The sequence below is a fragment of the Ureibacillus yapensis genome (assembly GCF_003515775.1).
Lineage (GTDB): Bacteria > Bacillota > Bacilli > Bacillales_A > Planococcaceae > Ureibacillus > Ureibacillus yapensis.
Genome location: NZ_QWEI01000002.1, coordinates 165,910 through 178,878 on the forward strand (window position 1 = coordinate 165,910; position 12,969 = coordinate 178,878).

Annotated in this window: 12 protein-coding genes; all 12 read right to left on the reverse strand. The window is 37.1% G+C overall.

Translation table 11 applies throughout. The features are described from left to right. Nucleotides 1-178: 178 nt before the first annotated feature. Nucleotides 179-835, reverse strand: a complete 657-nt coding sequence (locus D1B33_RS05515) for a 3-oxoacid CoA-transferase subunit B (RefSeq protein WP_118875377.1) — start codon at nt 833-835, stop codon at nt 179-181. Continuing rightward, on the reverse strand, nt 819-1,505 hold the full coding sequence (locus D1B33_RS05520; RefSeq protein WP_118875378.1) for a CoA transferase subunit A: 687 nt from the start codon (nt 1,503-1,505) through the stop codon (nt 819-821). Before D1B33_RS05520 ends, D1B33_RS05515 begins: the two co-directional genes overlap by 17 nt. Nucleotides 1,506-1,659: 154 nt before the next feature. Further along, a complete protein-coding gene (locus D1B33_RS05525; protein WP_118875379.1) occupies nt 1,660-2,607 on the reverse strand; it encodes a VOC family protein in 948 nt (315 codons plus the stop codon). A 98-nt stretch (nt 2,608-2,705) separates the two neighbouring features. Beyond that, nucleotides 2,706-3,677 carry a fumarylacetoacetate hydrolase family protein gene (locus D1B33_RS05530; protein ID WP_118875380.1) on the reverse strand — a complete coding sequence of 324 codons (972 nt, stop codon included), beginning with the start codon at nt 3,675-3,677 and terminating at the stop codon, nt 2,706-2,708. Between the two features lie 132 nt (nt 3,678-3,809). Beyond that, on the reverse strand, nt 3,810-5,414 hold the full coding sequence (gene mhpA, locus D1B33_RS05535) for a bifunctional 3-(3-hydroxy-phenyl)propionate/3-hydroxycinnamic acid hydroxylase MhpA (protein ID WP_118875381.1): 1,605 nt from the start codon (nt 5,412-5,414) through the stop codon (nt 3,810-3,812). 378 nt (nt 5,415-5,792) lie between these two features. Continuing rightward, nucleotides 5,793-6,524, reverse strand: coding sequence for a FadR/GntR family transcriptional regulator (locus D1B33_RS05540; protein WP_118875382.1), 732 nt, complete (start codon nt 6,522-6,524; stop codon nt 5,793-5,795). Nucleotides 6,525-6,836: 312 nt separating this feature from the next. Further along, nucleotides 6,837-8,537, reverse strand: a complete 1,701-nt coding sequence (locus tag D1B33_RS05550) for an N-acetylmuramoyl-L-alanine amidase (RefSeq protein ID WP_118875383.1) — start codon at nt 8,535-8,537, stop codon at nt 6,837-6,839. A 187-nt stretch (nt 8,538-8,724) separates the two neighbouring features. Next, nucleotides 8,725-9,540, reverse strand: a complete 816-nt coding sequence (locus tag D1B33_RS05555; RefSeq protein WP_118875384.1) for a ZIP family metal transporter — start codon at nt 9,538-9,540, stop codon at nt 8,725-8,727. Nucleotides 9,541-9,949: 409 nt separating this feature from the next. Continuing rightward, nucleotides 9,950-10,165, reverse strand: coding sequence for a DODA-type extradiol aromatic ring-opening family dioxygenase (locus D1B33_RS18870; RefSeq protein ID WP_118875385.1), 216 nt, complete (start codon nt 10,163-10,165; stop codon nt 9,950-9,952). 50 nt (nt 10,166-10,215) lie between these two features. Next, nucleotides 10,216-10,404 carry a 4-oxalocrotonate tautomerase gene (locus D1B33_RS05565; RefSeq protein ID WP_118875386.1) on the reverse strand — a complete coding sequence of 63 codons (189 nt, stop codon included), beginning with the start codon at nt 10,402-10,404 and terminating at the stop codon, nt 10,216-10,218. Between the two features lie 13 nt (nt 10,405-10,417). Then, nucleotides 10,418-11,206: a 2-keto-4-pentenoate hydratase gene (locus D1B33_RS05570; protein WP_118875387.1), complete on the reverse strand. Its 789-nt coding sequence runs from the start codon at nt 11,204-11,206 to the stop codon at nt 10,418-10,420. Between the two features lie 47 nt (nt 11,207-11,253). Then, the gene (locus D1B33_RS05575; protein ID WP_118875388.1) at nt 11,254-12,717 is read right to left on the reverse strand and encodes an aldehyde dehydrogenase; all 1,464 of its coding nucleotides are present in this window, start codon (nt 12,715-12,717) and stop codon (nt 11,254-11,256) included. Nucleotides 12,718-12,969 lie beyond the last annotated feature (252 nt).

A 12,969-nucleotide genomic window follows, 5' to 3' on the forward strand; every position in this document is an offset into this window, starting at 1 on the left:
TCCAAATAAGAACATACAATACTACTTATTTCAATAACTGCTTTGGTTGCTGCTACACACCCAAATCAACATCGCTGACATCCTTTATCAATCCACCGTTCGTACCAAAAGCAGTTTGAGCTCCTTCTTTAATATAAGTTTCCATCTATTTTCACCCTAAATAAATCACATGCCAATATTATCTATTAGGGACATAGTCATGAGCGTACTCTAATGTAAATCCAACCTTCTCACTTAGTTCTTGGATAGTAACATCCTCAAGTATTTCTACTACTTTTACGCCTTCATCAGTAAATGAAAAAACAGCATAATCAGAAACAAAAAGATCAATCCGTCGAGCTCCACTTGTTTTATAAGTTAATTCCTTAACTAGCTTGGATGTCCCGTCCTTAGCGAATAATGTAGCTGCCGCAATGACTTTTTTTGCGCCAGTTACTAGATCCATTGCGCCTCCGACTCCTAAAATAGGTTGGTTAGGGACAGCCCAATTAGCAATTTCACCATAAATATCTACTTGAAGAATACCTAAAACAGCCACATCAACATGTCCACCTCGTATCAGTGCAAAAGAATCTGCACTATTAAAAAACGATGCACCCTTCAAATAAGTAACTGGCTCTTTCCCAGCATTCATTAAATCGATATCTATCTCTTCTTCCAATGGAGCTGGTCCCATTCCTAATAGGCCATTCTCTGTTTGTAAGTGTACCGTTTTACCATTTAAATAGGTTGGAACCAATGTCGGAACCCCTATACCCAAGTTGACAACTTGACCATCCTCTAATTCCTGAGCAATTCTTTTTGCGATAACATTTCTCTTATCTTGACTCAACATACTCACTCCCTACTTTTGAATATTTGCTCTGAATTACATAATCCACATAGGCATGCGGAGTCACGATATGCTCTGGGTTTAACTCACCTACTTCGAGGATTTCATCCACTTCGGCAATAACTATTTTTGCAGCTGTAGCCATAACTGGATTAAAGTTTCTAGCTGTTGTATGGTAGACAAGGTTTCCAAGTCTGTCTGATTTAGCTGCCTTTATAATGGCTACATCACCTTTGATTGCTTTTTCAAAGATGTATGTTTCTCCATCGATTATCTTTTCTTCTTTTCCTATAGCTAATTCCGTGCCAACAGCCGTTTTTGTGTAAAAACCACCGATACCAGCCCCACCACTACGAATAGCTTCAGCTAATGTACCCTGAGGTAACAATTCGATTTCTAGCTCACCTTTAGACCAAGCAATAACAGCTTCTCTATTAAGGGTAAAAAAGGAGCCAATTGCTTTTTTAATTTTCCCCTGCATAAATAATTTGTGTAATCCTTGTCCATTGTCACCTAAATTATTACTAACAATTGTCAAATCATTAATATCCGTTTCCAATAGCTCATCAATAATTGTTAAAGGAGTGCCTGAAATACCAAAACCACCTGTTAAAATCTGATCCCCACTTTTGAAATATTTTCTTATTTCACTAGATTCAATTACTTTATTCATAATGTTCCCCCTACTGTTTTATCAACAATCTTTTTGAAGTAAAAAGAAGGGAGCGAAAAAGTCAACTTATTATGACCTCTACGTTCCCTTATAACTTTGTTCACTACTATTAATTCATTACTTATTTCATATTTTTAAATAGAAACAATCTCTCTTATATTTTTACTTCCTCTTCCTGCATAACAATTTCAACTAAGTCGTGTTTGAAGTCTGTTCCCCAATAGCTTAGGCTTTCCCAAACTTTTGGTCTTTGAGGCAAGTTTTCATGCCAAGGACGCGGATCCATATAATCCAGTTCTGGTATATAAATATCTAAATCTGAAAAAAGTTCGATATAGTGTTGATCTGGGTCTCTGTGGTAGGAAGCGATGTTATGTCCAGCCGTATGACGGGATGGACCCCATAAAATAGGCACGCCATATTTCGAGAGCTTATCAGAGCTATCTTTATGGTGTTCAAAACTTCTTAGTTCAAATGCAATATGGTGCATAACTGGACGCTTGGATTGAAGAATATTTAAAGTATGGTGATCTGAGTTGCATGTTAAGAAAGTAGCTAAATCTCCAATTTTATCTGTCTCCCAGAACCCTAATACCTGCTTGTAAAAATCGACTGTTTCTTTTGCGTTTTTTACACCTATAGCAATATGCCCTAATTTATTGGGGACGATTCCAGCTTCTCTATATCCTGGTGTTGGCATAGCAATCTCTTTATACAAGTTTACTATCGTGCCGCCTGGATCCTGTAATTCCAGCAGTTCTGAAATACCTGGTTCAGCATCCGTTTTTAACTCAGAAGAGATACCACGCTCTTTTAATTGTTTCCCTATTTCTTGAAGAGTCATTTCTCCGCCTACTTGCCATCCTACTTTATTAAGATGGCTTACATTAGAAGGTGCCACGACAATATTATGATGATCTACTCCACTAGATATATACGATTTACCATTCTCGCCTTCTTCAGTCAAGGTAAATCCCATAGTGCTTGTATAATAATTTGTAAGCGCTTTAACATCTTTTGTACAAAACTCTGCGTAACCAAGTTTAAAAACTTTCATCTTATTTAAACTCCCTTCTTTCACAGATTCCTGATTTTCATTCAAGAAGACCACTATCCTTGTTGAATGTTGAAATACTCAATGCATTTTTCAATAATAGTGGCCCTGATTGATACTTGTATTTAATTGGATTAACCTATTATTTATGCTTTAACGGGAACTGCATGCGCCACTTTATTTTCTAGGACGCCTAAATTAATTTTTCCATCTGCACTCTTTATTTCACAACGAATAACGTCATTATTCTTTAGATATAAATTACTTTGAAGCTGACTATCCAACATAAGCTGCATCTTCTCTTCTGCAGATAAAACAGGGTTTAATAATTTTTCTGTTACTTCAGGTGATAAACGCAGCGCTACTCCTCCTGTTGTACCTGTAAGAAGTAAATCTCCAGGTGAGAAATTCATTAGCCCAAAAAGTTCAGTCAACGTTTCATCCGGTTTAAATATTAAATTCTCTGTATTTGTTGATTGTCTTAATTCATCATTCACCCATAAGTTTAGCTCTAAGTAGTTAATTAATGGGATATCTTCTTTTTCCAGCAAATATACATATGGTCCTACTGGACAAAAAGTTCTATAGCTTTTTCCTTTATACCATTGAGTTTGTCCTAATTGAATATCTCGGGCAGATACATCATTTGCGATAACCAGTCCTGCAATATATTCATGTAAATTCTCTTCAGTAACCTCTTGAGGTTCTGAGATTTCCTTTCCAATAATTAAACCTAGCTCAATTTCATAATCTAGTAATTTAACATGATCTGGACAAATAATCGGATCTCTCGGACCACTTAAACAACTGTCTGCTTTAGTAAAAATTAAATTAAAAGGAGGTCTCTTTGCTTCTAAACCACTTTCTTCACGATGTGTCCCATAATTCGCCCCTTGGCAAACGATACGTGCCGGTTGTGTAACAGGACTTAATAATGTAACTTCATTCAGCGAAATATCCTTTTGCTGAACAGCTAACCCTTTAATTTTCTCAATGCCCTCCGCCAATAAAGATGCTAAGGTATCAAATTCTTTCTCAATAGGTCGAACCAAGTTTTCGTTCACTATTCCCCATCTTTTAATCCCCTTATGCACGAAATGTACAACGTGAATACCCATTTTTATTACCCCTCTCAAGATACTTAATTTTAATTATAAATAATTAAATAATATTTATTAATTAAAATAATATACATTTATTTACACAATTACAACCATTTTTATCTAAATTTTCAGAAAATTTAACAACCATCAAATGATTGTTTCAGAATTTTTGATATGAAGTTGGAATAATAAATCATCCACGACACTTGAAAGGTCTGCTAAAGAGGTCACTGCAGCAAAATTATAAAAGTCTGGACGAACTATAACTGCTTCCACTCCTCTTTTATTAAAATAATCTTCGTATTTACCATGTAAGTCATATACAACATTATTGTTGTCCTCTCCACTTACATGGACAAAACTCATACCGATTTGTTCAAGTTGTGCAATTTGACTATCTGAAAGGACACTTCGTGGGTCAGTTTTCGGACTAATAATCGTCCATCCCTGTGTAACCACATCATCAAAACGGCCTACATTTCCTTGATATTTCACAAAACCTTGTAATGACAGCTCACCAACTGGAGAGGATATCTCATGATTTAGGTTATTGTGTAGGATACCCTTTGTTAGAATCGGCATATCCGGGAATGGTGGCACATTGCCTGAAAGAAATGCTTGATCCCTTGCTTCTACCTCTTTTTCATCAGAAATGCATATAATTTTCCCAAGCTGAATGGCCATCTGAACAAGGCCCTTACAATGATCATACCTTTCTACTGTGTATGATTCTAAAAGAGATTTTTCGGCTTCATTACGAAGTACAAGATCTAGCTTCCAAGCAAGGTTTTTTGCATCTCGAATGCCCGTACACATACCTTGGCCCATAAAAGGAGGCGTGACATGTGCAGCATCTCCGATAAGGAAAATATTATCTTTCTGCCATGTTTGAGCAATATTTGAACTAAAACGATAAACAGCTTTCCGGATAAGGGTTCCTTGCTCTGGTGAAATCCATTCTCTTAGTAAACTCTTGATTTTTTCGTCATCTAACAGCTCTTCTTTTGTTTCGCCAGGTAAAAGCATGAATTCAAAACGGATATGTTGAGTACCCAGGCGGCTTATTACGGTAGTCGGTCTTTTTGGATCACAAACTTGATATGCCTCTGGTAAGTGACTCAGGATAAGCGGGTCATTTGGAAGGATATCTACAACAAGGAAATCAGATTCAAATCCTAGATTATCAGATTGAATTCCTAATTTATTTCTTGTGAAACTATTAGCTCCGTCTGCACCAATTAGATAACGCGCTCGTACCGTACGAGTTTCATTGGTTGGTGCCCATTGTCCAGGGGCATGTACGACTCCCTTTCTGAGCGTAACTTCTACATAATCATCCAATTCAATAAAGTTTTCAGCCACCCATCCTTGATTTACTTCAACAGTGGGATAAGATTTAACAGTTTCATCAAGTGCTTGTTCTACCTCAGGCTGATACATAAGATAACCATTTTCCCATCCAGATATATCTACACCGCCGTATGGAATCCTAAGCAGAACGTCTCTATTGCCATTCACCCATAGATAATTACGAACAGGAACGAGTTTTTCTTCGAGCTTTTCAGCAAAGCCAATATCTTGAAAAATACGCATAATCTCATGATCAAACGTTGCTGCCCTTGGGAGATTAAACGTTTCTGGCCAGCGCTCAAAAACTGCTACATTATGCCCGGCTTTTCCAAGTAAAGCTGCCATTGTTTGTCCCACAGGACCATAACCAATTTGAACAACATCAAAAATCTCATTTTCCATTTGTATTCCCCCTATATTAATATTTAAATGCTAGCGCTTACAAAACAGATTACGTTAAATTGCTGTTATACCCTCGCTAAAACAAACTATTAATATACAAATGTTAACGCTTACAAATTTGTTAATTAAATCGAAAAAACTACTGTAACAATCAGTTAGCTCAACTTTAATTTTCCGAAAATTCAGAATATAAATTTGGTGGAGGTGCTCACTCCTTTCAAAATCAAGCATAATATTAAATAAATAATATTAAACGATTTATCGTATGTCAATACAGATTTTTTCTATAAAAAGGCAATATTTAATTAATAAACAACTAAGCTAGTCGTTGCAAGCAATAAAGAAAGGACTATATTTCTAGAGCTCTCTCTACATTATTTAATTTTCGGTATTATATGTTTTTAAAATCTTGTTTACATGCAATATTAAGTTATACATAGTTTCACGTGCTTCTATACGATCACCTTTACAAATTGCCATATAAACATTCTTGTGAAAAAGCAAAGCCTGTTCTTTTGAAATTGGTATTTCTCTTTCATTCTCATTATTATAGATCTTCATTGTTTTATGACGGCTTTGAAGAAGTGCATCTCTTAATAGTTTTCCAAGATTTATGAGTAGTTCATTATGGGAAGCAACCATAATACTTTGGTGAAAATCATAATCCGCGCTAGCCCATTCTTTTTCATTATTGCTAATCGCTGAAAGTTCAAGTTTTTCAAAGCAAGTCGCTATATCTTTTATATCATCCTTAGTTGCATGTTCGGCAGCTAGCTCTGCAGTTGTAGGTTCAATAGCAAGACGCATTTCCGTTAATTGTTGAAAATATTTATTATTATGTTCCCCTTCACAAGCCCAACTTAGCACTTCGGGATCCCACCATTGCCACTCTTCTCGTTCACATATGATCGTCCCCATTTTTGGAACTGACTTCACTAATCGTCTAGCTACAAGACCTTTTAGGGCTTCTCTTACGACTGTTCGACTAACACCGTATTGTTCACTCATTACCTCAACTTTGGGTAATACCGCTCCTGAAGGAATTACTTCGCTAATAATTTGTTTTCCTAATTTATGGACAAGCTGATCACTCAAATTATGCATAGCCATTTCCTTTCCCTCCACTTATTAAATAATATTTAATCTAAATGTATTGAAAAAATACCTTTAGGTCAAGAGTGGCATTATTTTTAGTGTGGTTAAATAAGAGGTTAGCGAAATAACGAAAAGAAGGTAAATTAGTTTATTATTCCGTTCTAGTTGAACATGTCCGACAGTTAGTCAGCTTAGCAATTGATCCTTCAAAAATTAGAAGCTAATTAAAATAAATGTCTATTGCTATACTCACTAATTGCATAAAAAAAGGGCTTTCCTAAATTCAGAAAGTCCCTTTTACTTATTCTCTTCTTTTGGCTATCTTATTCAGTATTTGCTAAAGTATTGTTCAATGCCATTATAAATAGACGTCGCATATAGATCGATATTTTTATCTGTTGTCATTTTTAAAAGATCGTTACTATTTGTTATAAAACCTAGTTCAACTAACACGGAAGGCATGGATGTATTTTTGATAACATAATACGGATAGTTCTTGATACCTCGATCACGCATATCTAGGTTTTCTACAATCTCATTATTGATAGCCGATGCCAAATATTTATCCTTGCGGTCATCTTCATTTGCTTTCACATAGTAATAAGTTTCAGTTCCAGATGCTGCTGCACTTGCTGCAGCATTAACGTGAATGCTGACAAATGCATTGCCGTTTTTGGATTTCGCAAATGCTACGCGTTGTTCTAAACTTGGGTATGTATCACCTATTCTTGTTGCAAAGACCGTTGCACCAGCTTCTTCTAATTTTTGTACAACTAAATTCGTGATCGTTAAAGTAATATTTTTCTCATATATACTTCCTTTTGTCGCTCCGGGATCTTTCCCGCCATGACCAGCGTCCAAAATAATTATTTTATTTTTCAAAGTTAGATTATCTGTTTGATTTAATAGCTTTACGTACGTTTTACTCACATAACCAGTAACCCCGTTATATGTAATTTTAATCCAGTTGCCGGAAATGCTATCAACATTTATGTTTGTACCATAGCTCAACTTTCCTATAACTTTATAGGATGTTCCTGCACCACTACGAATATTTAAACTATCTGTTGTTACACTTGCTTGAATAGTTGGACTTGATGAGTCATTGCTGTGTATCACTTTTGTTGGTGTACTGTTTAACGAGCGATCCTCTTTCACCGTTTTATTTTTAACATATTTATTTGATACATAGCCGTATCTTCCTTTATAAGCTACTTTAACCCATCCAGAGCTTGTTGCAAACGTATCAAGAATATCTGCCTTATTTACTCTGCCAATAATATTTGCTTTTGATGAGGAATTTGGTGTTGAACGAACATTCAAATCATTAACCGAAACGACAGCTTGTCCCTTAGCTCCAGTAACCCTTGCAGTTGGTGCTGCCGGCAATTTCAAACGATAAGTTTTACTTTTTGCTCTTGCAAGGAAAAGTGCGAATTCTTCTCTTGTTACACTTTTATTAGGGCAATAGTAGCCGTTCTCTCCTTGTGTAATTCCATTGTAAAAAGCAGCATTAATATATTCAAAAAACTTGGATTTTGACGTCACATCTAAAAAAGGTGATCCATATGTAGAGGCTTCCTTAGTGTTTAAATTAAAAGCTTTGGTTAATATGTAACTTACTTCCTCATAAGTTAGCGGTTCATTAGGCCGGAATTCCCCATTTGAAGTTGTTGGGAAAAGACCAAGTTCAACAGCCTTCTCAATATAACCAGACTCCGATGTTCCTGCATTGATATCACTAAAAGATGAAGTTGAACCTGTTAAAGGTGACTGACCTAAAGCGATGATGAGCATATTCGCAGCCTCTGCTCGCGTAACGGCGATTTCAGGTTTATAAAGCATTTTGCCATTCTCTTCATAACCATTTAATACTCCTAAATTTGTTAAAAAATTAATTTCTTTATAAGCCGCATGATTGGAAGGGATATCAGAATAATTTTGGCTTGCGTTTGCCTGATCAGCTAATACAAATACCATTAATGATAATATGATCAGGGAACTATTTATTATTTTCTTGAGCAACAATACCTTATCCTCCTTAATATAAATGGATTAACTTTCAGCAACCAGTCTATTAAAATAGTATAACGCTTTTTATCAGAAATTGGATATATTTCAAGATTTTTGACACAAAAAATTTTAGAACTTGTAAAACAACGAAAGGATGCGATCCTTCATATTAAGAAGGATGCATCCTCTATTGTTATATAAGTTAACTAAAAGCTACATCAAGAATCATCATTACAGTAAATCCAAGCATCAAGCAAACCGTTGCTAAATCGCCATTTCCGTTTTCCTGTGAACCTGGTATAACTTCTTCGACTACAACGAAAATCATCGCTCCTGCAGCAAAAGCTAATGCAAAAGGAAGTATAGGTGTCATAAAGGATACAGCCAGAACACCTATTACTGCTGCAATCGGCTCAACCATTCCTGAAAATTGTCCATAGAAAAAGCTCTTCCTGCGTGACATTCCTTCTCTTCGCAATGGCATTGCAACTGCAGTTCCTTCAGGTAAATTCTGAATCCCAATCCCAATAGCCAAGGCAACTGCTGCCGCCAAGGATGCAGTAGGATAACCGGCAGCAACCGCACCAAATGCAACCCCAACCGCTAGGCCTTCCGGGATATTGTGTAGTGTTATAGCAAATACAAGCAATGTACTTCGTTTTTTGCTTTTAGAATTGAATCCCTCTGCACGGTCTAAAGTCAACGATGGATGCAAATGGGGTATGATTTTATCAGCTGCCCATAGGAAAAACCCACCAAACAAAAAGCCTACAGCCGCTGGAACCCATGCTGGAAAAGGGCCATCCTCTGCCATTTCAATAGCAGGAGACAGCAATGACCAAAAACTTGCGGCGATCATAATGCCACCGGCCGAGCCCAGCATTCCGTCCATTAGCTTCTGGTTTACCTTTTTCGTAGTGAACACAAGTGCCGCTCCAACAGCCGTCATACCCCATGTGAATAGAGTTGCCAATAATGCTTGCATTACTGGACTAAGCGTCGAAATAAAATTCACCATTCGTTCTTCACCCCTTCTATCTTCACTCATTAGTATTTGCTTATTATATGCTTCAACTTTCCCTTGTGCAACATTTTTGATTTTATACAAACTTAAATGTTAGGATAGTCAAATCCAAATATAAGCTTAATTTATGTACATACCTCACTCATTCATTATTTTAGTACAACATTTTGTCATTTATTAATGTCGTAAATATCATTATTAAAAGGATAGAGGGCAAGATTTATATTTCACCCATGCCTCGACTCCTTCACCAGGACGAGGGTAATCGTTTCCCTTGTAAAAAATATTTTCTGCATTCAATGTTTTTAATTCGATAATTTAGGTGATTTGGTAAGAGTCGGGAACGTGGATGGGTTCTAGAGCGCCACCCCCCTCTTAATCAAAAAAAGCCTGCAAACATTGATTAATCAAGTTTTGCAGGTTTCTTCTTATAAAAATAATGAATTCCTAAATAGTAAAAAAAGTAGAAGGCAGGCCAATGACATGAAACCAACACAATCACATTTGGTTTTATGCTTTGGATATCCTTGGCTACCTCCTTCAAGGCAGTTGCCATATCTTGTTGAAATTCCGGCACCTGATCCTCATGGCACATACTCGGAACATGCGGCACTAACATACTTTACTCGATTGTCATTGCAATGCAATCCCCAGATTATCTATTGTTTATTATTGAATTGCAGCTATAGGCTCTCCTGCTTTTCCCCAATGTGTCTTTGGTACTTCAGTGACTATGACACGTACACTTTCAATGGGTACGTCTAAAGTTTCCGAAACCGTATTCGATACATTTTTAATTGCTTCCGCGATTTTTTCATTTGATCTGCCTTCTAAAATTTGCAATTGAATGATTGGCATTTTTTAAACCTCCCTATTCTGCTACCGTAAAAGTAACCTCTCCCAAACCGCCAAATTGTCCACTTACAGAGTCTCCGATTTTCAGCATAACTGCACCAGTCAAAGCTCCAGATAAAATGAGTTCACCTTTTCGGATTTTTTCTCCTTTACGTGCGAGCATATTTGCAAGCATCGCAATGGCATTCGCCGGATGACCCAATACCGCTGAGCCGGTACCTGACTCTTTTACTTCTCCGTTAATCGAAAGTGTTGCTTCCACTAAATCCAATTCAAATGCTTTCGGGGATTTAAAGGCAGTTCCGAAAACAACCCTGGAAGTGGATGCATTATCAGCTACCACATCCGGTAATGTGAAGTTAAAGTTTTCATACCGGCTATCGATAATTTCCAATGCTGGGAGAACCGATTCAGTCTTGGCAAGCACTTGGTCTCCAGTTACTCCTGGACCTTCAATGTCTTCTCCAATTAAGAAAGCAATTTCAGCTTCTACTTTTGGATGGATTAAATCGTGGAAAGGAACCTTGCCGCCTTCTTCAATCAGCATATAGTCAAAAACATATCCATAAATCGGTTCATCCACTCCCATTTGTGTCATTTTGGCTTGACTGGTTAAGCCCATTTTCGGACCAATAATTTTTCTGCCTTCTTCAAGTTTTTTGTTTATGATCTCATTTTGTACTTGATAAGCCTCTTCAACAGTTAAATCTGGCTTCAATTCGGCTGTTACTTTTAGAACTTCACGTTTCTCTTCTTCTGCAGAAATTAAATAGTCGGCTATGTCTTTATATTTTTGATTCAATATGGAAAATCCTCCCTTTTTGAATTTTGCTTACCATTTTATTATTGTCTCTATAGCTTTATAGTAATATTAGATAGCTCCGAGTAGAAATCAATACTGTGCATTCCACCTGTACGTCCAATTCCGCTATGCTTCATACCACCGAATGGCGTTCTTAGATCCCGTAAAAACCATGTATTTACCCATGTTATACCTGCTTCGATTTGATGCGCCACGCGGTGAGCACGTTTTAAATCATTCGTCCAGATCGTCGCACTTAGTCCATAATGAGTATCATTTGCCTGCATAATCACTTCTTCTTCCATATCAAATGGCGTAACGGTTACAACAGGTCCAAAGATTTCTTCTCTTATGCAGCGCGAATTTCTATCTAACCCTATAAGAATAGTTGGCTCAAGGAAATAGCCTTTTGAAAGCCCTTCTGGTCGTTTTCCACCCGTTACGATTGTAGCGCCATCATTTTTGGCAATATCGATATAGCTATTCACACGATCATAATGTTCTTTAGAAACCAATGCGCCCACATCTGTACCATCAGTTAGTGGATCTCCTACTTTTAACTCTCTTACTCTTTCAGCAAAACGTTGAATAAATTCTTCATAAATTGTCCGCTCTACATAGATGCGGGAACCGCAGAGACAAACTTCGCCCTGGTTCACAAAGCTTGAACGAATTGTTGTATCAATCACTTCATCGAGGTTGGAATCCGCAAAGATTATATTTGGGTTTTTGCCGCCTAATTCATATGAAAGTTTTTTCAATGAATTCGCAGCAGCCTTCATAATGGCTGTTCCTGTGCTTGGTTCCCCAATAAACGAGATAGCATCTACATCCGGATGCTCTGTAATGGCTCCACCTGCGGAATTAGGGCCGAAACCATGAACAAGATTGACGACTCCATCCGGTACTCCTGCCTCCTTGCAAATCTCCATTAATACGGTTGCAGTCATCGGAGTCCATTCCGCTGGCTTGATGACAGCTGTATTTCCCATTCCAAGTGCTGGAGCCAGTTTCCAAGTTAATAACAATAAAGGAAGATTCCAAGGTTTAATAATTCCCACCACGCCCACAGGACGACGGTAAGAATAATGTATTGCCTGATTATCCTGCTGATATGCCTCGGTGCCTACTGAAGTGATATAATCGGCAAAGAAATGGAAATTATATGCTGCGCGCGGGATGTCTATTTTATTTGCCAAAGAAACTGGCTTTCCCGTATCCAATGATTCCAACAAAGCGAGCTCTTCTTGTCTTTCTAAAATAAGGTCGCCAATTCGACGAAGAATTTTAGAACGCTCTGCAAGAGTCATTTTTTTCCACGGACCGTCCAGCGCTCTCTTTGCTGCAGCAACTGCATAATCTACCTCTTCTTTCCCTCCCTCAGCAACTGTGCCCAATACCTCTTCCGTAGCCGGGTTAATATTTTCGAAGGTTTTCTTGTTTTGAGACTCTACAAATTGTCCGTTTATGAAGTGTAAACAATTAATTGCTTTAACTTTTGTCACTGTCTGCATAATCGTGAGATTCCTCCTCATAATACAAAATTAATTTAACATTCATAATGTTATGTTATCTCATGCTTATTGCATATAAAACACCATCGTTGCTTTATACGCAACAACAATAAAATTTATTTATTAGCTAGAAAACGCTATATAACTAGCAATTTGCCATGGCAGCTCTAATAAAAGACTTAATTTTTCGAAAAATGACTTTCCAAATAATTCTTTATTTGATATATTTTCCACTATATAACTAGCAACTTT

Coding starts and splice junctions, on each gene's coding strand:
- D1B33_RS05555 (WP_118875384.1), bottom strand. CDS start 9,540: ATGGTGAATTTTATTTCGACGCTTAGTCCAGTAATGCAAGCATTATTG.
- D1B33_RS05575 (WP_118875388.1), bottom strand. CDS start 12,717: ATGCAGACAGTGACAAAAGTTAAAGCAATTAATTGTTTACACTTCATA.
- D1B33_RS05530 (WP_118875380.1), bottom strand. CDS start 3,677: ATGGGTATTCACGTTGTACATTTCGTGCATAAGGGGATTAAAAGATGG.
- D1B33_RS05520 (WP_118875378.1), bottom strand. CDS start 1,505: ATGAATAAAGTAATTGAATCTAGTGAAATAAGAAAATATTTCAAAAGT.
- D1B33_RS18870 (WP_118875385.1), bottom strand. CDS start 10,165: ATGTTAGTGCCGCATGTTCCGAGTATGTGCCATGAGGATCAGGTGCCG.
- D1B33_RS05565 (WP_118875386.1), bottom strand. CDS start 10,404: ATGCCAATCATTCAATTGCAAATTTTAGAAGGCAGATCAAATGAAAAA.
- mhpA (WP_118875381.1), bottom strand. CDS start 5,414: ATGGAAAATGAGATTTTTGATGTTGTTCAAATTGGTTATGGTCCTGTG.
- D1B33_RS05540 (WP_118875382.1), bottom strand. CDS start 6,524: ATGGCTATGCATAATTTGAGTGATCAGCTTGTCCATAAATTAGGAAAA.
- D1B33_RS05515 (WP_118875377.1), bottom strand. CDS start 835: ATGTTGAGTCAAGATAAGAGAAATGTTATCGCAAAAAGAATTGCTCAG.